We start from the raw sequence: 20,860 nt of genomic DNA, 5'->3' as shown, positions 1-20,860 counted from the left end.
GGGAGAGGTTCTGCTGCAGGAGAGCCGGTTTAGTCCTCGAGATCCGTATCGAGGATCGCCATGGTGAAATTGTAGGAGCGGTCTCCGTCCTCGTCGTCTAGGAAGAGCACGCCGACGAATTCCTCACCGATGTAAACTTCCGCCGAGTCAGCCTTCTTCGGGCGACCGACGACGCGGATCGAGTGGTTCGCAAAGGTCTGGCGCAGGTAGCGCTCGACTTTAGCCATCTCGGTTTTGTCCACTACAGGTCCTTTCTTGATGTCACGGATGGTGCACTTGCCATGCCCGGCAAAAGCGAGCAAGCGGGGTCAGGTCGGGAAGCGGCCTCTCCCGTCAGATTCCATCGGCTTCGGCAAAGCAATGATCCATGGAGCGGGCAGGCTCCTCGCATCCGGCCGTGCCGATGACCTTCGCCGGGACGCCGGCCACCGTGGCATTGTGGGGCACGGGCTTGAGCACCACGGACCCGGCGGCGATTCTGGCGCAGTGCCCGACCTCGATATTGCCGAGGATCTTGGCTCCGGCTCCGATCAGAACGCCATGACGGATCTTGGGATGCCGGTCCCCGCGCTCCTTGCCGGTGCCGCCGAGGGTCACGTCCTGGAGCATGGAGACGTTGTCCTCGATGACCGCGGTGGCGCCCACGACGAGTCCGGTGGCATGATCGAGGAAGATGCCGCGCCCGATCCGGGCTGCCGGATGGATGTCGGTCTGGAACGTGTCGGAGGAGCGGCTTTGAAGATAGAGGGCGAAATCCTGGCGCCCCCGGGTCCAGAGCCAATGGGCCAGGCGATGGGTCTGAATGGCGTGGAAGCCCTTGAAATAGAGCACGGGCTCGATGGCACGGCTTACGGCCGGATCCCGGTCCATGACGGCACTGATGTCGGCCCGGAAGGCCGCCCCGATGGTCCTGTCGTCCTCGACCGCCTCGAGGAAGATCTGCTCGATGATGTCGGCCGGGACGGCAGCGTGGCCGAGGCGGGAGGCGACACGATGGATGACGGCGGCCTCCAGGCTCGGCTGATGCAGGATGGCGCTCAGCACGAAGCCGGCGATTGCCGGCTCGGCCTGAACGATGGCCTCGGCCTCGGAGCGCAGGCGGTTCCACACCGGATCGACCTTTCCGGCCACGGCGTCCGGGGCTCCCGGCTTCAGGCGCGTCTGTGTCATCATACTCTCCTCGGCGACTTCTCGACCGTCTTCATAGATAAGAAGCCCGAGCCCCTTACCATAGGTTCCAACGAGCCATGACCTACTCTTTTTCGCCGTCGACGTCCAAGCTTGTCGTTTCCCTTTCGGGCGGCATTGCGACACTGGCCATCGACAATCGGCAAAAGCACAACGCGCTGGACCTGGAGATGTGGACGGCCTTTCCCGACCTCATGGCCGCGCTCGACCGGGATCCGCAGGTGCGTGTGGTCGTGCTGAGGGGCGCGGGCCGGGAATCCTTCGCCTCGGGCGCCGATATCGGCGAGTTCGCGACCCTGCGGGCGGATGCGGAAGGCGGACGCCGGTACGAGGCCACGAACGAGGCGGCCTTCTGGGCCGTCGCCCATTGCTCCAAGCCCGTGATCGCCATGATCCGCGGTTTCTGCCTGGGGGGCGGCTTCGGCCTCGCCCTCTCCTGCGACCTGCGCGTGGCCTCCGAGAGCGCCGTCTTCGGCATTCCGGCCGCGCGCCTCGGGATCGGCTATCCGCCCGGCGCCATGAAGCTCGTCACGGCCGCCGTCGGTGCCCCGGCCGCGAAGGACCTGTTCTTCACCGCGAGGCGGATCGATGCCCAGGAGGCCGCACGCCTGGGCGTGGTGCAGCGCGTGGTCGCCGACGACCGGCTGGAAGAGACCGCGCTGTCTTTGGCCGAGACGATTGCCGGTAATGCGCCCCTGACGATCAAGGCCGCCAAGGCGGCCATCGACGAGGCGGCCGGAGTGGGACATCCCGACGTCGATCAGGTCGCCCTCGCCGACCGGTGCTTCGACAGCGCCGACGCGGTCGAGGGGCGAAACGCGTTCCTGGAAAAGCGCAAACCGGTCTTCAGCGGTCGCTGACCTCAAGCCTCCCGCCGGTACACGAAATAGCGCCCTTCCGGCACCTTCGTCTCGGCGGAGATGTCCCGGCACGAGGGCATGGGGAAGGCGCGGTCCCCGAGGAGGATCCCGCCCGGCTGGAGCAGACCTTCGAGCAACGGCGACAGGCGTCGGGCGAGGCTCAGGTTCGCGTCCTCGTCCCCGGTCCCGATATCGATGTGGATCAGCGCGGCGGAACCCCGCCCATGCTTCTCGATGAAGGGCGGCAGGGTGTCGAAGAGGTCGCCGACGATCAGGTAGCCTTCCGGCGGATAGCAATCGGGATGGGCGGCGGGCGAGCGCTCGAAGACGTAGATCTCGCGCCCTGGCAGCCGATGGCGGAGATGATCGAAGGTACGTCCGTTGCCGAGGCCGACCTCCAGCACGAGCCCGGCCGGGCTCACATTCTGCGCCGCCCAGTCGAGCAGATCGCGCTGGGCGGTCAGGCGCCGGATGGCGCTGTCGAGCCGGGTCATGCGCTCCTCCTGCCCCTCATGGCCTGTTGGCCAGGAAATCGAGCACGCCCTGCTTGTGCACCTTGTCGCCCACGGCGAGGTTGTGGTCCCGCCCCGGAATGTCCAGCGCCGTCGCGTTGGGCATCAGGGCGGCGAGTTCCGGGCCGGAGCCCGAGACGTCGTCGGCCGTGCCGACGGAGACCAGGGTCGGGAGCGTGATGGAGGCGACCTCCGCCTTCGTCAGCACCTGCCGCGAGCCCCGGATGCAAGCGGCGAGCGCCTTCAGGTCGCTGCCGTTCTGATCCGCGAAGGCGCGGAACATGCGCTGCATGGGGTCGGTCAGGTCGTCGAGGGAGCGCGCCTCCATGGCATCGGCGATGCCGAGCGGCAGGCCGACGCCCTCCACGAGATGGATGCCGAGGCCTCCGAGCAGGACCGAGCGCATGCGGTCCGGCGAGGCGAGCGCCATATGGGCCGTGATGCGGGCGCCCATGGAATAGCCCATCACGTCGGCCCGCTCGATGCCCAGGTGATCGAGTAGCCGGCGCCCGTCCTCGGCCATCTTGTAGGAATCGTAAGCCGCGGGATCGTAGAGCTTCTCGCTCTGCCCATGGCCGCGATTGTCGAAGGCGACCACCCGGTATCCGGCCCGCGTCAGGGTCTTGACCCAGAGCGTGTTGACCCAGTTCACCGCGTGGTTCGACGCGAAGCCGTGAATGAGGAGGATCGGATCGCCCTGACCCTCATGAGGCGGAACGTCGATATAGGCGATGTTCACGCCGTCGGAGTTGAAATAGCGCATGGTCCTAAGGGGAAGGTTGCCGGATGGGCGCAACCTAAGCGCCTGCAGGCCCGAATACAATTGCTGAAAAGAGGCTGGCGCGTGGTGCGGAACCCGGAGGGCCCGTCAGTGAAAAGTGGATCCGTTCGCCGTCAAGAATGCGAACGGCCCAAGACAGAGGTGTTTCCGCCGCCCCTTCCAGGCAAGAATGACGCTCTCCCCGTCATCCCCGCGAGGCGGGGATCCATAACCGCGACGTTCAAGACGAGGCGAGCAGCGTCACGCCGTTTTCCGCATCGTCAAAGGCCATGGATCCTGGCCGCCGCTCACGCGGCGCCGGGATGACGCAAAAGAGCTATCATCGGCTGCAACGATCATCCCCAGGCAAGATCAGATCCGCGTCCCCTCTCATATCGCCGCGGCCGATTTCAGGGTTTTCCCTGATGGTCAGATGGGCACGCAGAGGAGAGGCTGCCTCAAGGCAGTTTCGATGCCCGAAAAGCCACGCAACGGGGGCGGCTCATGAGAACAGGTGTGTCGCGATGTCCGGTATGGAAACATTCAGCAATCTGAAACGCGGCTTGTCCCGGCTGCTCGTCACGATGGGAGCCCTGTGTATCGGGCTCTCCTCCGCTTCCGTCGCGCAGCCGCAACAGCCCGTACCTGTCGGCAACACGCCAATTCTCTTCCAAAATGTCCGGATCTTCGACGGAAGGAACGCGGCATTGTCGGCTCCTTCCCATGTTCTGGTGAGAGGACATGTCATCGAGCGCATCTCTGCGGATCCAATCAATGTCGCGGCAGAGACGGAGGTTCGGGTCCTCCCCGGAGATGGGCGCGTGCTGATGCCGGGCCTGATCGACATGCATTGGCATGCGATGCTCGTACGGCCGACGCCCGCACTGCTTCTCGCCAGCGATGCCGGCTATGCCAACCTTCTGGCCGGCGTCGAGGCGACGGCGACGCTGATGCGTGGTTTCACTACCGTCCGCGACATGGGTGGGCCGTCCTTCAGCCTCAAGCGCGCCATCGACGAAGGGCTGCTGCCGGGGCCACGCATCTATCCGTCCGGCGCCATGATCACGATCACCGGCGGCCACGGCGATTTCCGCCAGCTCTCCGACCTGCCGAGGACCATCGGGGGCATGCTCGCCCGTGTCGAGCAGCTTGGCGGAAGCATGATCGCCGACAGCCCGGATGAGGTGCGCATGCGGACGCGCGAGCAGCTCATGCAGGGCGCATCGCAGATCAAGCTCACGGCGGGCGGGGGCGTGGCATCCCCGTTCTCTCCGCTCGACGTCGCGACCTTCACCGAACCCGAGCTGCGCGCGGCTGTCGAGGCCGCCGAGAACTGGGGCACCTATGTCTGCACCCATGCCTATACATCGGTGTCCATTCAACGCTCGATCGCGGCCGGCGTGAAGTGCATCGAGCACGGCCATCTGATGGACGACGCCACCGCCCGTTTGATGGCCGAGAAGGGAATCTGGCTGAGTACGCAACCCTTCCTCGACCTGAGCGCCGCGAGCGGACTGGGTCCGGCGGAACAGGCGAAGAAGGCGCAGGTAGTCGCCGGCACCGAGAACGTCTATGCCCTGGCCAGGAAATACAAGATCAAGACGGCTTTCGGCACGGACATCCTGTTCTCCAAGGAGCTGGCGGAGCGACAGGGCGCCATGCTCGCAGCCCTCACGCGATGGTACACGCCGGCCGAGGCGCTGGTCATGGCGACATCCACGAATGCCGAATTGCTGAAACTGTCGGGTCTCCGCAACCCGTATCCCGGCAAGCTTGGAATTGTGGAAGAGGGAGCGCTCGCCGACCTGTTGCTGGTCGACGGCAATCCCCTAGAGAACCTCGACCTCGTTGCCGATCCAGGCAGGAACTTCCCCGTCATCATGAAGGACGGCAGGATCTACAAGGATGCGTTGTCGAAGTGATGCCTCCGTCGATGTGCGGCTCGTAAGACGTGCATGGCCGGGTCTGATCCCCGGATCACGACCAGGGACGGCCATGCCGGAGTTCGTCACACGACGAAGAAGTCGAGGTTTGTGAGCTTGAGGTTCTTGGCCAGGGTGGCGACCTGGATCGCCTCCTTGGCGCCGCTGCCGTCCGGATCATACCAGAGCGCGCCGGTCTTCTTGTTGTAGATCACCCGATCGTCGCGGTCATGCGCCGCGCTGCCGATGAAGAACTCGCCCTTCTTGAGCACGCCCTTCTTGCTGATCTTGGAAAACACGCTTTTCGCCAGATGGATCGTGTCGTCGGCCACGACGAAGTCGAGGATCCGGTCCAGGTTCTGCTTCTTGTTGAGCGCATTCGTCTTCGCCAGCTTGGCGTCGAACACGAAGATGTCCTGCCCGGCTCCGCCGGTGAGCGTGTCGTTGCCCAAGCCGCCGGAGAGCCGGTCGTTGCCGCCATTGCCGTAGAGCTGGTCCTTGCCGGCAAGCCCAGAGATCACGTCGTTGTTGCCGCGTCCCGCGAGCGTATCCGCCCCGGCGGTGCCGGTGAGCGTGAGCGGCGCGTCGCTCGGGCTGCCGGGATCGCCCGGCGTGCCGGGGGTGTCGCCGATGTCGGCGACCGTAAGGGTGATCTCCTGCGTGGTCTCGAGGCCATACTGGTCCTTGGCCGTCACCGTGACGCTGTAGCTGGTCTTGGCCTCGTAATCGAGCGACTTTTGCAGCACGAGCACAGTGCCATCGAGCCTGAACGTGCCGGTGGGATCCGTCAGCGTGTAGGTGAGCGCATCGCCCTCGGCATCATGCGCCGACAGCGTGGCCAGCGGCGTGTCGGTGAGGAGGTCTTCTGCGAACGTGGTCTTCGAGAACGCGATGCCGTCCGGCTTGGTGTTGTAGAGCAGCACCGTCTGGCTGTCGCCCTGGAACTTGATGAAGCGGATATTGATGAGCCGATCGATTCCATCACGGCTATCGACATGGTCTTCGATTAGATAGCTACCTGTTATACTCGGGCTAATATCGTACTCTGCGCTTTTCCCAGAGAATACGGCCGTGTTGCTGCCGGCTCCGCCATCGAGAGTATCGTCGCCTTTGCCGCCGGTGAGCGTATCGTTTCCGCCCAGTCCATTCAGGATGTTCGCCGTCCCGTCACCCGTCAGGCTGTCGCTGCCTTGTGCGCCGCTGAGCGTCGAGGCGAGCGCGGCGCGGTTCATCTGGCCGCTGGTCAGATCGATGGTGTAGGGCGTGACGAGCGTCTGGTCGCCCTCGCGCAGCGTTACCGTGGCGGCTTTCTGGCCTGGGCCGGCATAGGCATGCGCAAAGGACACTTTGCCTGCGGCAGGCGTTGCATCGTCGACCGTACCATCGCCCCACGCGACGCTGACGGCAGAGGCATTGCCGACGAGGAAACTCGCCTCCACGAAGCGGCCCTCGGTCACGGCGCGCTCATGGGCCTTCAGGAGAAGGTTGGTCAGATAAATATCTCTGACGTCATTCGTATCGTCCGCCGCGATGCGGGCTTCACTGGTGAAGACAATCGACTTTCCGTCGGGGCTGAACGTGGCGCCAAAGCTGTACCCGGCCTGCGACCCATCCGCGGAGATGCGGGTGATCGCACCGCTGACGAGGTCCTTCAGGTAGATATCGCGCTCATCATTGGTGTCGTCGGCGGTGATCCGAACATCGCTCTGAAAAATGATCTGCGTTCCATCGGGGCTGAACGCCGGAACAGCGCTGTAGCCTGGCTGGGATCCGCCTACGGAGATCCGGGTGATCGCACCGCTGACGAGATCCTTCAGGTAGATATCCTGAAAATTATTATCATCATCTGCGGTCAGCCGGACGTCGCTTTCGAAAACCACGTGCTTTCCATCGGGACTGAAATGGCCACTAAAACTATCGCCTGCCGTTGAGCCGCCTCCGGTCAACAGGGTCATCCCACCGCTGGCAAGATCCTTCAGGTAGAGATCTGTAGACCCTGCATCCGTGTCGTCTGCGGTGAACTTCCCGGTGGTCTCGATGAGAACCGATTGTCCATCGGGGCTGAACTGAGCGGCGAAACTATCTCCGGCTTCCAGAGAGCCCGTGGTCAAACACACGAGAACTCCGCGACTATCCCTGACATAGACGTCTATATTGGTGTTTGTATCAGTCTGGCTAAGTTTGGCGCTTGTGCTGAACAAAACTGATCGCCCGTCAGGGCTGAAATGTACGCTTTCACATTCGGAGTTGGATTGTTCCAGGGGATCAGGCGTGATGCGAACGATCGACCCGCCAATGGTGTTCAGATATAGATCGCCGTCATTGTTCCTGTCGTCAGATGTCAGACGATCCGTGCTGAAGAGAAGAACCGCCCTGCCATCGGAGCTGAATTCAAGAGGCATCGTGCCCCCCTGTGATCCGACGGCGAGCCTGCTGAGATTGCCGTCGAGATCCATGAGATAGGTGTCGTAGTAATTATTTTGATCATCTGTCACCAACCCGGCCTTGGTCACGAAAACGATCGATTGACCGTCGGGATTCCAGAGGGCGCCGAGATTATCGTTAAGGTCTGCCCCTCTCGCCGGAAGACAGGTCAGCGTGCCGGAGACCAGGTCCTTGAGGTAAAGGTTGGTGGCGTTGTTGGTATCGCCCGATGTGAGCCGGTCTTTGCTCTCGAACAGCACGAACTGTCCGTCCGGGCTGAATTGTGCCTCGTAGCTCGCTCCCGTCGTGCTCCCGGTAGAAAGGCGGGTGGTGATTTCGTCGGCGGTGGCGCGGTGGAAGGACTGGATCGTCAGCGTGGGCGACATGGCAGGAATTCCCTGAATGATTTGAAATTATATTACGGTTTGTGCCCGCCCTTGTCCACGCCGCAGGCCGGGCTTCTTCACAGCTCGCCCGCCGTCGGCGGCAACGGCATCAGCCGATGGACGTTCGCCGATGCTGCGAAGCGGTCCTTCGCGTCGATCGGGGATGACACCCACCCCGTCATGGCCGGGCTTGTCCCGGCCATCCCGATTGTTTGACGCGCGGCGCTCTTCGGGTCGGGATCACCGGCACGGGTCCCCGGATCAAGTCCGGGGAGGTGATGACGTGGAGCAGGCGGCGAAGCGAACGTTATGTTCTCTCTTTGTTCTTGACAGCCGCCGCAACCTTGGCTATAGTGTTGCCTATCCTCACCTGACGAGGGGCGCGCTCGCGAGGCGTCAGCCAGTGTGGGGTGAGGAACGGTCCGGTCGCAGGCCTCGCACCCCTGTGGCCGGAGGCCCTTGGTGCCTGCGGGCTGCCAAGTTTAAACGCCTAAAAGAACCGTGCGTGACGAGCAGTTCGGCTCTCACAACCATCATTAGACATCGAGCCGGGCTGCCACTCGCGCCACCCTCGATTGCCTTCGACCTCCGGGCTCTCACAGCCCGGAGACGAAGGCTCATGCCTGTCCCTGTTTCATCTCCCGCCCAATTGCCGAAAGATCATTCCATGCAACGCTTTCATCCCATACTGCCCGATTGCGACGATACCCTGCGCCGCCTCGCCGACGTGCTGCAGATGCCGGTCACCTGCCGTCACCAGGACGAGCCTGGGAGCAATGACAAATCCAGGCAAATCATCGCTCCTTATCTTTCTGTTATAACATCTTTAATCCCGCGGGCCGTATACCGACGGTCTCACCATGGAGAACGAGACATGCTTCGTGCGGTATTGGCCACAGCAGTGATTGCCACCGGTGCATTCCTTGGAGCGCCGACGGGTGCGCAGGCGCAAGGTTTGGTGCCCTGCTCGCGGGAGGGTGGATTCTGCCGCGTCCCCTACCCCACGCGAGTCATATACGGCGTTCCCGGGCGGAGCGCGGAGATCTTCGTCGGCAGGGGCGGCATCTCCTGCTCGAACAGCATCTTCGGCGACCCGGCTCCGGGCACGCCCAAGCGCTGCGCCTATGTCGCCCGCCGCTACGACAGGGACGAGCGGTGGCGCGGCGACGGCTATCGCGGGCCGCCGCGCGGCTATGATCGCGAGTTCAGGGAATACGACGAGGGTTACGAGCGTCCTGTCCGCCGATACGTCTACTGACGAATGGCATGGGCAGGCGGGCAGACACTCGGCCGCTCGGCCGAACGCGTGTATGCATCGCCCGGCCCGTACTCCCTCGTATCTACTCCCCCAGGGTTCCAGGGTTACCTACTCGGGGCCCACGCAGAATCGGAGCAGGAACGTATTCTCGAAAGTGCCTTATGGGGAGGCTGACACATGAGAATCCAGATTTCCGCCTGCACCGACAGGGTGTTCGCCGAAGGGCTCTTGCCACTGGCCCATCTGACGGGGAGTTCCGCGCTTGCCGTCAACGACAATGGGCTCCGCTCGCACGGCAAAACGAAAATTCGCCTGCATCTGAGGCGCGCCGCGTGCCTCTCACAGCATGCCGCTGGGTAAGCATCGAGTGCGGCACAGCACATCCGTGCGACCAGCCATGAGGTAGCGTTCAGCTGCCTTTCATGGAGGCTGCGATGAATCAGGTTATGTCCTATTGCACGGCGCGGCTCTTCACACGGGCTTTCGTACCGCTCGCCCCGCTCCGGGCCCGGAAGATCGAACCCGGGAACGACAACGACCCGTGGGTCTCATTCCCATCCGTGTGGCAATGAAGATCTCATCCGGACTCGGTGACCGGCGCTCCCCTCGCCCATGATGGCCGCAGCGTAACTCCTTTGGACATTTGAACTCTCGTGCCCGCGGCTGCGACATTCCTCTGCCGTCGAAAACGCTGACTCGGTCCGGATGGAGAGGATATTGACCACCGCTCATGATCTTGAAGAGATGGTCGATCTGTTTGCCATCGGCAGACCGTCACGGAACGCCGATCTCATGCCGGTGAAAGTTGCGACCCTTCCTCTCAAGAAGGCCGTTGCCGTGGTGATCGAGGACTGGTCCGACGACAAGTTCAGGCAGTTGAGCGCCGTGATCCAAAGGCAAACGGGTCCCGCCATCCGCAGCCTCGACGACATCAGGCATCTCTACGATTGCGCATGTGCCGACGCCGGATGCCGCAAAAGGGGAAACAGGCCGGCTGATCTCTGAAAGCTCGCCGTACACTCGGGCGCGCTCGCATCGGCCCGTGCGAGCTATGCGTTGGATTATGGGGGCTATGACCGAATAACGCTCGACTCTTTCTGAAGCTTGAGATTTCCTTCCTGCAAAAATCGGAGGAAACGAAAACCCGCCATGGATGAGGACGACGACGACTTTCCCGAACCGGCCCGCGACAACCCGGCCAACGACAAGTGGGCCCAGGCCCTCCGGTGGCTCGGTCTGCTATGCGGCCTCGCGATGCTCGGATGGACCGCCGTCCTCCTCGGCTGACCTGAGAGGAGATTCGGCCCTCGCCCAACACCTCTACGGCAGGCATCCGAGCGAGCGCGCCAGGCGTCCTATCAACGAATCGTAGACCTGCCTGCTGGCGATCGGATACGTCACGCGAATCTCATGGGTGGCGCCGCAGCCCTGGATGACCTTCACATAGACGATGTCACCGTCCCTGGTGCCGGAAGCGACAAGCCATTCCTTACCTTTCGCCGTGTAAGTGACGACCACACCATCCGTCCTGAGCTGATCCAGCAACCAGGTCCGATAAGCGGCGAAATTCTCCGTGACCGTCGCGGCCCCATGGCTTCCGAAGACGCGAAGCTCCGCGCCGTCGGCAGACCTGTAAGTGCGCCCGTCGCCATTCGCGGACGCAGGCTCAACAATCGTGAAAATCCCCGGCACGTCGACGGACGTGCCGAAACGCGCGTTGCGGTAGCGGCTCCATGAATCCTCGCGTTGCGCCAAGTTCTGACTCAGGCTCAACGCAGGCAGAAAGATCAGGCCGACAGCAACGGCGAAGCGGATGCGCCCGACCATGTTCCGCCCTTACGGCTTCACCACGCGGTCGAGCCTGTTGTTCACGAAGAAATAAAGCTCGCGCCCGCCGGGCTCGGAATAGAGCACCTGCACCTCGCGCTGTCCCTTGCCGCTCTCACCAACGAGGACATCGGTCGCAGGCTTGCCCTTCAGGCGCACGAGATCGCACTCGGTGATCCCGGGCGCGATCGCGGTCGCCGTCCCAAAAGCCCTTACGGTGCACTGGCCGTCCGGTCCGAGCACGGGCCCGTCGATCACGGGCCCCAAGGATGCCGAGGGCGCAGGAGCGATCGTCACGGCAGGAGCAGGCGGCGCAGAGCTCGTGCTGGTGCAGCCGGCTAGAACCAACGCCACGAACGTGGCGCCCGAGAGAACCTTTACACGCATCACCATCAATCCCCGTTACCGGTCGCCCTCACCTGCAAGGCCTGTTCGAAAAGCCGCTGCACGTCGCTCCTGAAGGCCTGCCGCGACGCCTCTCGCGAATAAAACATGTGGCCGCCGTCGTAAACACTCAAAGCCACACGGTTCTCGAGACCGAGGGCGGGAAGCTGGTTCAGGAGAAGCTGGGAGGCATAGTAGGGCGTCACCAGATCGGTGAAGCCGTGCGCGACGAGGACGCGCAGTTTGCCGTCGAGGGAAAGGGACTGGCGCAACTCGTCGAGGTTTTCAGGCCCGTTGCGTCCGCCGCCCCAGCGCCACGCGCCGGTGACCTGTCCGTTCAGCAGGTTGTAGCGCCCTTCGGCCTTGTAGTTCAGCGTGTCGGTCAGATGATGGATGATCGCGCTCGTCAAGGGCGCGGTCATCGCGTCGAGCACGGGATCCTCGAAGCGCGAATTCTGGGATGTCGGATTGGGGTCGGCGATGGCGACATTGGTGTCGTAGGCGCTCACCACTTCCGATGCCCCGCGCCGCAGCTCCCGCTGAGCCGTGCGCATGTCGATGCGCCCTGCAAGGCGGCGAGTCAGTTCGGAATCGAGTCCGCTGAACTCCGCCACGCGCCGGCTGATCCGGTCCACGGCCTCCTTGTCCTGCAGGCCCCGCATGAGATCGACGAGATACTCACCCGACGCGTAGGTCTCCGCGTCCTTCAGAGCATCCCGAGACACGGTTCCGTCGCGTGAGATCCTTGCGGCGGCCAGGGATGGCAGGAGCGCCGCATGGGTCCACGGAGCCCCTGCAGTTCCCTGCTCGAGCCAGTCGAAATCGAAGACCGGTGAGACGAGAACGAGCCCGCTGAAGCCGATGCCCTGGTCGCTCTGCAGCTTCTGTGCCAGGAGCGGCCCGCGGAAACCGCCATAGCTCTCGCCGACGAAGAATTTCGGCGAGGTGAGCCGGTTCTTCTCCTTCAGCCAGCGCATCACGAAGGCGGCGAGCCCGTCGATGTCGCCCTGCACGGAGTAGATCCGCTCCCGCACCTGCTCGCCGCCGACCACGCGGCTGTAGCCCGTGCCGGGCGGGTCGATGAACACGAGATCCGTGAAATCGAGCCAGGTCTCGGCGTTGGGCACGAGAGCCGTCGGGGCCGAGGGGCTGATCGTCGTTCCATCGAGCGGCAGAAGCCAGGGGCCGATGGCGAGAAGATGCAGGTAGGCCGATGAAGCGCCCGGTCCGCCGTTCACGGCGAACGTCACCGGCCGAGCCCCCGCATCGGCATCATCCCGCGTATAAGCCACGAAGCCGATCTCGGCCTGGGGGGCGCCCTGCTGATCCGTCAGGGTCAGGTGGCCCGCCGTGGCGGTGAAGGACAGGGTCCGGCCCGGAAGCTGCAGGCTGTGGCGGGTCACAGATTCTGGCGGCAGAGCCTGTGTGCTCCTCGCCTGGGCTTGGGGCCGGCGCGCCTCCTGCTGCTGGCCCTGCGCCTGCTGCTCCCGATTGCCCGCCTGCTCCTGGGCGCCCACCGCAAGGGGTATCGCAAGGGACAGGGCAAGGGCGGCATAGACGGGAAGACGCATCGCTCGGGTCATGGGAAGATCCTTTCGGCCTCCCTCAAACTGGAGCCTTCGATGTCCCTTGCAAGCTTTCAGGCGATGAAGAGTTCGTGTTCAGGCGAACTGTTACTCGCCTTGCCTGTCAGATCACGAAAAAGTGCGCATAAGTCAATTTCAGGCCCTTGGTGAGCTTGGCAAAGCTAATCTGCGAGGCAGCGCCGGTGCCATCGGGATCGTAGTACAGGTATCCGGTATTCTTGTTGTAGATGATCCGATCCTCGGCATCCTGTGCTTTGCTCGCCTTCACAAACATGTCGGCATTAAGCTTGATCCCTTTGGACGAACCCTTGCCGAGCTTGCTGAAGAACTTGTTCTCGAGCCAGAACTTATCCGCCTTAACGTTGAAGTCGGTTAGGGTATCGACGTTCGTACTCTTGTTGAGCTTGGTATCGAATACGAAAGTGTCCTTGCCCGCTCCGCCGGTGAGTCGGTCGTTGCCGAGCCCGCCATAGAGCTTGTTGGCACCATCATTGCCGATGAGCGTATTGGCGTATTTGTTCCCGGTCAGGTTGATCGCAGCGCCGCTTGTGGCGTTGAGCGTTTCAACCTCGGAGTTTGCATCAAGGACATAGCTGACGCTAGTGAGGATCGTGTCCGCGCCCTGGCCGGAGACCTCGATCACCTTGTCACCACTGCTGTCGACGATGAAGGTGTCGTTGCCAGTTCCACCAGACAACATGTCAGCACCCAGACCACCGTCGAGGCGGTCATCGCCGGCCTGGCCATCGAGGATGTCGTTGCCCGCGTTGCCATACAGACTATCGTTGCCATCCGCACCATAAATACTATCGTTGCCGGTGTCGCCGACAATGACGTCCGCCGCTACGGTGCCCACGACATATTCAGGGCTCATGTTGCTCACCGAGATCGTGAAGACCTTGTCCAGGACGAAGTTGCCGTCGGTGAGGCGAAGGGTCACCGTATGCGTCCCTGCCTGCTCGTAGTCGAGCAGGACACCGTTCTTGACTACGAGCTGGTTCCCTGCGAGCGCGAAGCGTCCGCCGGCATCGTCGATCAAAGTGAACACATGTCCGGCGGGGCCATCCACGTCGAGCCCGGCAAGCGTGCCGATCGGGGTGCCGGCGGCGGCCGCCTCCGTAACCGCGGCGCCGGTTAGGGTAAGATCGGTCGGGGCGTCGTTGACAGGCGTCACGGTGAGCGCCGCCTGTGCTGTTGCGTTGGGCCCGAGACCGGCATCGGTATCAGACTTAGAGGCCGTCACGGAAAAGCTCGCCTGCCCGAAGAAATTCTCCGCAGGCTTGAAATAAAGGATTGTCTCCTTGGCCGCCAAAGCGACGAAGCTGTCGGCGGCAACAGCCTGCGTACCGGCGGCGTCGAGGTACAGAGTCCCGCCGGTGACGGCACCGATCTTATAGTGCGATGTCGGAGTGGTGTCGGAATCGTCTGCGTCGCTGCGGACGATCTTGACCTGCACCGGAGCTGAATCCTCAAGCAGCGGGCTCGCCGGCAATACGACAGTGGGCTTGTTGGCTGCCGGGTCATAATACGGTCCGTCGACAGTCCCGGTAGCGACATTGAAATCGTAGATGACTTCGAAACCTTGCGCGAAGAGAGCCGCTTTCTGCTGGTCGTCGAGGGCCGCGTTGGTGAGTTGGAAGGCGTCGAGCGTTCCGGCCGTGGCATCGAACGATTCAAACTGCCCATACATCTGGTTCGACAGCTTCACCACGGTGCTTGCGCTCAATCCTCGAAACTGCGTCGTCACGGACGCATCACTTGTTTCGAGCACTTCGAAATTGCTGACCGTGATGTTGTCCGTGAAGTCGAAGATGCCGCCCCCGGTGAGAACGAGCGTGTCGGTCCCTCCCCCACCGTCGAAGACATCGCCGGACGTCAAGGTCTTCGCCCTGATCGTGAGGGTGTCGTTAGCCCCGTCTCCAATAACCTCGTCGGCAGCCGCCGTGAGAACGCCGTAAACGCGCTGATGGATGTCGAATGAGCCTGCCGCAGCCTCGTCCGTGCGCCACGTGACGACCCAGCCCCCGCCGGCGAGAGCCGTGACGCTGGGAAGGCCTTGATTGTTCGACGCTTGCGAGATGACCTCTTCCGCAAAACGTGGTGTCCCGTCCGCGTTGTAGACGCGCTGGTGGATGTCGAAACTGTTGACGGTCACCTGATCCGTCTGCCAGATCACCACCCAGCCGCCGTCATGCGGATTGTCGGGATCGTCTGCGAGCGCCGTCACGACGGGGGCAGACTGGGTGTTTGCCGCCTCTGCGACCGTGATCTCGCTCCCGACGAGCGTTCCATTGGCCGCATAGACGCGCTGGTGGATGTCTGCGCCGCCGTTGCTCGTCTCCTCTGTCTGCCAAGTCACGACCCAGCCACCGTTAGGAAGCGCAGTCACGCTCGGGGCGTATTGGTTGTTGGCTGCTTCCGAGACCACGGTCTCGGGTCCGAGGGGCGCCCCGCTCACGGCATAGGCGCGTTGGTGGATGTCGGAGGTGCCTCCCCCTTGCGTCTCCCAAGTTACCACCCAGCCGCCATTGCTGAGCACACTCACGCTTGGGGAGGTCTGATTGCTGGACGCTTCAGTGACGACGGTCTCAGGTGCGAGAGGTGCTCCATTCGCATCATAGATGCGCTGATGAATATCGTTATTGCCGTTTTCTTTCGTCTGCCAGACGAGAACGTAACCGCCGTTGGGAAGCGCGCTCACGCTCGGAGCGGCCTGGCTGTTCCCCGCCGCCGAGACCACGGTTTCGCCGACAAAAGATCCATCCGGTCTATAGACGGCCTGACGAAGGTCGGCGGTGCCGTTGTTCTGGATTGTCTCCCAGATCACCACCCAACCGCCGCCGGCAAGTCCAGCGACGACGGGGAACTGTTGGATGTTTGGGGCAGCCGCAACAATTTTTTGATCCGCGATGACATTGCCGTCCGCATCATGGGCCAGCGTGCCGTCGGCGGCGTAGACGCTCTGATAGATATCGAAATTGTTGCCCCCTACCTGGTTCGACTGCCAGGTGACCACCCAGCCGCCATTGGGAAGCGCGCTCACGCTAGCGATGTCCTGGCTGCTGCCCATCAGCGCTGAAACGACTGAATCGGTCTTCTGCCTGATCTGTAAAGCCATTCGCCCCTCCGTTAAGCCCAATTTCGGCTAATTTACTATATAACATTACATTTATAGATCCTTCTGTGAATGGCTAATCCGAATGATGCAGCCGACCGATTGCTAGGTCACAGGCTCAGCTCACGCCTTCCTTTGCCAGCGTCCGTTCTCGTCTTGCTGCCAGTAGGTTGCGTCGTGACCTCCGTCCTTCACCGCGCGCCATTGGTCACGGGCAACGGCGAGAGCCTGGATGTCGTTGCCGTCGAACAGGATCGCCAGCCGCTCGTAGGAAGCGATGTCGCCAGGCAGATCCGCGCCTTCCACGAGGAAGCGGATCGAGGCGCCGTTGGGATTCTCGCCCGACAGGGTGATGAGGATGGGCTGGTCCGCCGCGTGGGCCTCGCGGTCCGTACCGTGTGGGAGGAAGCTTTCGTCGGTAAAGGTCCAGAGGTGATCGTCGAGCGCGGACATGCGCTCTTCGGTCGTTGCCTGCACCACCGCGCGCCACCCCCGCTCCAGGGTCTTTTGCAGGAGCGTCGGCAGCACGGCCTCGAGCGGCTGATGCTGGAGGTGATAGAACAGGACCTCGGTCATCGCTGATCACAATTCCTTGCAACCGCAACGGTCGCAGCGCGCCAGAGGTCCCTTCCCGCCATCGCCATCAGGCCTCGTAATGGTCGCGGACCAGCCGGTCGAGGAGGCGCACGCCCCAGCCGGAGCTCCAGCCCTTGTTGATCTCGGTCGCCGGCGAACCCATGGCCGTGCCGGCGATGTCGAGATGGGCCCAGGGTACGTCGTTGACGAAGCGCTGAAGCAAGGCCGCAGCCGTGCTCGATCCGCCGAAACGGCCGGCGGAGTTCTTCATGTCGGCGAACTTGGACTCGATCATCTTGTCGAATTCCGGCCCAAGGGGCATGCGCCACACCCGCTCGCCGGTCGACTTGCCGGCCGTCGTCAGACGCTCGGCCAGCTCGTCGTTGTTCGAGAAAAGGCCCGCATATTCCTGTGCCAGGGCCACGAGAATCGCGCCGGTCAGGGTCGCGAGATCGATCATGAACTTCGGCTTGAAGCGGTCCTGCACGTACCAGAGCACGTCCGCCAGCACGAGGCGGCCTTCGGCGTCCGTGTTGATGATCTCGATGGTCTGGCCCGACATGGTGGTGACGATGTCGCCAGGGCGCTGGGCGTTGCCGTCGGGCATGTTCTCGACGAGCCCGATGGCACCGACCACATTGGCCTTCGCCTTGCGGCTTGCGAGCGCATGCATAAGGCCGACCACGCAGGCGGCGCCCGCCATGTCGCCCTTCATGTCCTCCATGCCGGCGCCCGGCTTGATCGAGATGCCGCCCGAGTCGAACACCACGCCCTTGCCGATGAACGCGATGGGCTTGTCGTCTGCCTTGCCGCCGTTCCAGCGCATGATGGCGACCCGGCCGCCGCGCACGGAGCCCTGCGCAACGCCGAGAAGCGCATTCATGCCGATCTTCTTCATGGCCTTGTCGTCGAGGATCTCGACTTCGACCCCAAGCTTGCTCAACTCCTGGGCACGGGCGGCGAATTCCTGAGGACCGAGGACGTTAGGCGGTTCGTTGACGAGGTCGCGGGCAATGGCCACGCCCTGCTCGATGCCCTCCCGAGCCTTGTAGACCTTCTTGGCCGCGGCGGGATCCGCCACGCTGAAGACGAGGCGACCGCCCTTCTTGGCGTCGTTGTCGTCCTTCTTGGTCTTGTAGCGGTCGAAGCTGTAGCGGCGCAGCTGGGCGCCGAGCGCAATGTCGGCGATGGCATCCGGCGTGACCTCGATCCCGGGCAGGTCCAGCACAGCCGTCGCGAGCTTCCCGTTCGCCTTGCCGGCGATTAGGCCACCCAGCTGAACGAAATCGACATTCGCCCGGTCCTTCTCTCCGCCGAGGCCGATCACGATCAGCCGGTCAACCGTCAGGCCCGTGGGAACGACGATGGACATGGCGGACTTAGCCTTGCCCTTGAAAGTCTCGGCTGCCGCAGCCTTTGCGATGAGATCGATGGCCTGCGGGCCCAGCTGATCGGCGACGGCGCCGGAGGGCGCGAGATCGTCCCCGACGAAGACGATGAGATCGCCGGTCTCGACATTGCCGTGGGCCTGAAAATCGATCTTGAAGCTGTCGGCCATGAATTCCTCGTTGTTCTGATGCACATCACCGGTCTTCGGGCCGGATGCGACGCTCACGATGGGGACATATATCATATGGCGGGTTAAGGCACGGGGAAGCTGCCGTGAAATCGGCGCAATCTCGGTCTGTTGAAAACGGCCGTCTTGCCTGAGATGCTGTGACACGATACCCAGGGCTCCGCCGCCCAGGGGCGAAGGGCCTTATGACACTCCTTGAACGCTATATTCTGAAGAACACCTTCAACGCCTTTCTCGCATGCCTCGTCGCCCTGACGGGCGTGATCTGGATCACGCAGGCGCTGCGCGAGCTCGACCTGCTGACGGGCAAGGGCCAAACCGTGGTGATCTTCCTGACGGTAACGGGCCTTTCGCTGCCCGCCCTGATCAACGTGATCGCTCCCGTGGCCCTCTTTCTGGCGACGATCTACACCCTGAACAAGCTGAACGGCGATTCCGAGCTGATCGTCATGAGCGCCGGCGGCATGCCGCCGCAGCACCTCCTGCGGCCCTTCCTGGCCCTGGCCACCTTCGTGTGCGCCGTCGTGGCCATCATCTCCGTCTATCTCATGCCTGCGAGTTTCCAGGAGCTGCGCCAGCTGTTCACGAAGATCAGGGCGGATTTCGTGGGCACCATGGCCAAGGAAGGGCAATTCATCACCCTGGAGAGCGGCTTCACGTTCCATTACCGGGAGCGCTCGGGGGATGCCCTCCTCGGGATCTTCATGGAAGATCTGCGGGACAAGGACAAAGCGATCGTCTATCTCGCCGAGCGCGGACAAACCGTCGAACAGGGCGGCAACGCCTATCTCGTGCTCCAGAAGGGCAGCGTCCAGCGTAAGGAACCCAACAGCCGCGATACGTCGATCGTCGCCTTCGAGCGCTATGCCGTCGACCTTTCCGCCTTCAGCAAGGAGGGTGGGGATGTCGTCTACAAGCCGCGCGAGCGAAGCACAACCCAGTTGCTGTTCCCCGACAAGGGTGAGTACATTTATCAGGAGCAGCGCGGGCGCTTCCGGGCCGAGCTGCACGATCGCTTGTCATCCTGGCTCTACCCGCTCGCCATGATGGTCATCGCCTTCGCGGCCTTAGGCGAAGCGAGAACGACCCGTCAAGGGCGCGGTCTCGCCATCGCCAGCGCGGTCGTTGCCATCGTACTGCTGAGAATTCTCGGCTTCGCTGCATCGAGCGCCGTTGCGCGGACGGCGGCGGCGGTGGTGGCCGTCTATGGCGTTCCTCTGGCAGGCATTCTCATCAGCCTGCTGTTCATCTTCAAGGGACCGGCCATGCGATCCGCACAGGCGAAACTCCATGCGGCCATCCGCAACCTGTTTTCATCGCGCTCCCCCACACCTCGGAAGGCCTGACCATGCTGATCGGCCGCACCCTCGGGTTCTATTTCTCACGACAGTTTCTTAAGACTATTTTCCTTGTTTTCGCGACAGTCTTCACCCTCGTCTACACTCTGGACTTCGTGGAGCTCATGCGCCGGGCGGGCGAGGCGCCGGCCGCGACACCAGCGGTGATCGCCCAGCTCGCCCTGTTCCGCACACCGGCCATCGCCGAACAGGTCATGCCCTTCGCGGTACTGTTCGGCAGCATGGCCGCCCTCCTCCAGCTCAGCCGCAAGCTCGAGCTGGTGGTGGCGCGGGCCGCCGGCATATCCGCATGGCAATTCCTTCAGCCGGGTCTTCTGATCGCCCTGCTGATCGGCATCCTGAGCGTGACCGTCTACAACCCGGTCTCGGCTACTCTCAAGCAGCGGGCCTCCACATTGGAGACGCAGACGTTCTCGAAGGTTACCCAAGCCCGGGAGAAGCCGATCTGGATCCGCCAGAGGAGCCAGGACGGGCAAGCCATCCTTCGGGGCGCCGGGTCGGCCACCGACAGCCCGACCCTTTATGGGGTCACGGTCTACGCGTTCGACCCGGCAGGCGTCTTCACCCACCGGGTCGAAGCCAAGGAAGCGACCCTGCACGAGGGTTTCTGGGAGCTGAAGGATGCCCGTATCCTCTCGGCCACCGAGGAGCCGCAGTCCCATGAGCGATATTTGATCGCATCGAACCTCCAGCCCTCGCAGGTTCGACAGAGCTTCATCGAGCCCGATGCGGTGCCGTTCTGGGACCTGAAGAACACCATCGAGCGCATGGCGCAGGCGGATATCAACGTCACCGCCTATCAGCTCCATTACGACCTGCTTCTGGCCCGCCCCTTGCTGTTCATCGCCATGGTCTTCGTGGCCGCATCCGTCTCATTAAGATTCTTTCGATTTGGCGGTGTAGCGATGATGGTTCTGGGTGGCGTCGCGGCCGGCTTCATGCTTTATGTCGCCACGGAGCTAATGGCGGAGCTTGGCGCCGCCGGAATCATCAGTTCCCTTGTTGCAGCCTGGTTCCCAGCTGTAGTAGGCAGTCTGTTAGGGACCTTGGCGTTATTGCATCAAGAGGACGGCTGACCGGCCTCAATAAAAAGGTTTGTTAAGGAGTGGGGATGCGGCAGCGGCTTAA

The 20,860-nt window shown here is 62.9% G+C and carries 19 protein-coding genes; 8 read left to right on the top strand and 11 right to left on the bottom strand.

The genetic code is table 11. The features are described from left to right. Positions 1-29 precede the first annotated feature (29 nt). Entirely contained in the window at positions 30-242 is a 213-nt protein-coding gene (locus DDF70_RS15100; protein WP_040637969.1) for a DUF3126 family protein, read from the bottom strand. A 91-nt stretch (positions 243-333) separates the two neighbouring features. Continuing rightward, positions 334-1,173: a serine O-acetyltransferase gene (gene cysE / locus DDF70_RS15095; protein ID WP_425374080.1), complete on the bottom strand. Its 840-nt coding sequence runs from the start codon at positions 1,171-1,173 to the stop codon at positions 334-336. A gap of 74 nt (positions 1,174-1,247) precedes the next feature. Here cysE and DDF70_RS15090 point away from each other — a divergent pair, with 74 nt between their 5' ends. Further along, the gene (locus DDF70_RS15090; protein WP_114945685.1) at positions 1,248-2,048 is read left to right on the top strand and encodes an enoyl-CoA hydratase; all 801 of its coding nucleotides are present in this window, start codon (positions 1,248-1,250) and stop codon (positions 2,046-2,048) included. 2 nt (positions 2,049-2,050) lie between these two features. Here DDF70_RS15090 and DDF70_RS15085 read toward each other — a convergent pair whose 3' ends face one another. Then, the gene (locus tag DDF70_RS15085) at positions 2,051-2,542 is read right to left on the bottom strand and encodes a class I SAM-dependent methyltransferase (protein ID WP_114945684.1); all 492 of its coding nucleotides are present in this window, start codon (positions 2,540-2,542) and stop codon (positions 2,051-2,053) included. Positions 2,543-2,558: 16 nt separating this feature from the next. Further along, positions 2,559-3,323: an alpha/beta fold hydrolase gene (locus tag DDF70_RS15080; protein ID WP_114945683.1), complete on the bottom strand. Its 765-nt coding sequence runs from the start codon at positions 3,321-3,323 to the stop codon at positions 2,559-2,561. Between the two features lie 521 nt (positions 3,324-3,844). On the opposite strand from DDF70_RS15080, the gene DDF70_RS15075 reads away from it, so the two are divergent. Next, positions 3,845-5,242: a metal-dependent hydrolase family protein gene (locus DDF70_RS15075; RefSeq protein ID WP_162820422.1), complete on the top strand. Its 1,398-nt coding sequence runs from the start codon at positions 3,845-3,847 to the stop codon at positions 5,240-5,242. A gap of 86 nt (positions 5,243-5,328) precedes the next feature. On the opposite strand, the gene DDF70_RS15070 is transcribed toward DDF70_RS15075, so the two are convergent. Continuing rightward, entirely contained in the window at positions 5,329-8,052 is a 2,724-nt protein-coding gene (locus DDF70_RS15070; protein WP_114945681.1) for a cadherin domain-containing protein, read from the bottom strand. A gap of 51 nt (positions 8,053-8,103) precedes the next feature. On the opposite strand from DDF70_RS15070, the gene DDF70_RS36600 reads away from it, so the two are divergent. The 4 genes from DDF70_RS36600 (at position 8,104) to DDF70_RS36595 (ending at position 10,597) form a co-directional block, all read left to right on the top strand. Further along, on the top strand, positions 8,104-8,268 hold the full coding sequence (locus DDF70_RS36600) for a hypothetical protein (RefSeq protein WP_162820421.1): 165 nt from the start codon (positions 8,104-8,106) through the stop codon (positions 8,266-8,268). Positions 8,269-8,926: 658 nt separating this feature from the next. Beyond that, complete coding sequence (locus DDF70_RS15065) at positions 8,927-9,310, top strand: hypothetical protein (protein WP_114945680.1); 384 nt, start codon at positions 8,927-8,929, stop codon at positions 9,308-9,310. A gap of 717 nt (positions 9,311-10,027) precedes the next feature. Continuing rightward, a complete protein-coding gene (locus tag DDF70_RS15055; protein WP_245435501.1) occupies positions 10,028-10,315 on the top strand; it encodes a hypothetical protein in 288 nt (95 codons plus the stop codon). 144 nt (positions 10,316-10,459) lie between these two features. Beyond that, a complete protein-coding gene (locus DDF70_RS36595; RefSeq protein WP_162820420.1) occupies positions 10,460-10,597 on the top strand; it encodes a hypothetical protein in 138 nt (45 codons plus the stop codon). A gap of 33 nt (positions 10,598-10,630) precedes the next feature. Here the strand turns inward: DDF70_RS36595 and DDF70_RS15050 are convergent, their stop codons facing one another. The 6 genes from DDF70_RS15050 to DDF70_RS15025 all read right to left on the bottom strand — a co-directional run bounded on the left by DDF70_RS15050 (position 10,631) and on the right by DDF70_RS15025 (position 18,356). Beyond that, positions 10,631-11,137 (bottom strand): hypothetical protein, encoded by a 507-nt coding sequence (locus DDF70_RS15050; RefSeq protein ID WP_114945677.1) that lies wholly within the window; start codon positions 11,135-11,137, stop codon positions 10,631-10,633. 9 nt (positions 11,138-11,146) lie between these two features. Continuing rightward, entirely contained in the window at positions 11,147-11,530 is a 384-nt protein-coding gene (locus tag DDF70_RS15045; RefSeq protein WP_114945676.1) for a hypothetical protein, read from the bottom strand. Beyond that, positions 11,530-13,104, bottom strand: a complete 1,575-nt coding sequence (locus DDF70_RS15040) for a S10 family peptidase (protein ID WP_114945675.1) — start codon at positions 13,102-13,104, stop codon at positions 11,530-11,532. Before DDF70_RS15040 ends, DDF70_RS15045 begins: the two co-directional genes overlap by 1 nt. Positions 13,105-13,210: 106 nt before the next feature. Then, on the bottom strand, positions 13,211-16,225 hold the full coding sequence (locus tag DDF70_RS15035; protein ID WP_114945674.1) for a hypothetical protein: 3,015 nt from the start codon (positions 16,223-16,225) through the stop codon (positions 13,211-13,213). A 120-nt stretch (positions 16,226-16,345) separates the two neighbouring features. Beyond that, the gene (locus DDF70_RS15030) at positions 16,346-16,798 is read right to left on the bottom strand and encodes a DNA polymerase III subunit chi (protein ID WP_114945673.1); all 453 of its coding nucleotides are present in this window, start codon (positions 16,796-16,798) and stop codon (positions 16,346-16,348) included. Positions 16,799-16,865: 67 nt separating this feature from the next. Continuing rightward, on the bottom strand, positions 16,866-18,356 hold the full coding sequence (locus DDF70_RS15025; protein WP_114945735.1) for a leucyl aminopeptidase: 1,491 nt from the start codon (positions 18,354-18,356) through the stop codon (positions 16,866-16,868). 203 nt (positions 18,357-18,559) lie between these two features. Here DDF70_RS15025 and lptF point away from each other — a divergent pair, with 203 nt between their 5' ends. Both lptF and lptG read left to right on the top strand, forming a co-directional pair. Beyond that, positions 18,560-19,720 (top strand): LPS export ABC transporter permease LptF, encoded by a 1,161-nt coding sequence (gene lptF / locus DDF70_RS15020; RefSeq protein WP_114945672.1) that lies wholly within the window; start codon positions 18,560-18,562, stop codon positions 19,718-19,720. Positions 19,721-19,722: 2 nt separating this feature from the next. Beyond that, a complete protein-coding gene (lptG, locus tag DDF70_RS15015; RefSeq protein WP_114945671.1) occupies positions 19,723-20,808 on the top strand; it encodes an LPS export ABC transporter permease LptG in 1,086 nt (361 codons plus the stop codon). Positions 20,809-20,860: the final 52 nt, after the last annotated feature.

The organism is Microvirga calopogonii (assembly GCF_003347665.1).
Classification (GTDB): Bacteria; Pseudomonadota; Alphaproteobacteria; order Rhizobiales; family Beijerinckiaceae; genus Microvirga; species Microvirga calopogonii.
This window is presented reverse-complemented; position numbering and strand designations above follow the sequence as displayed.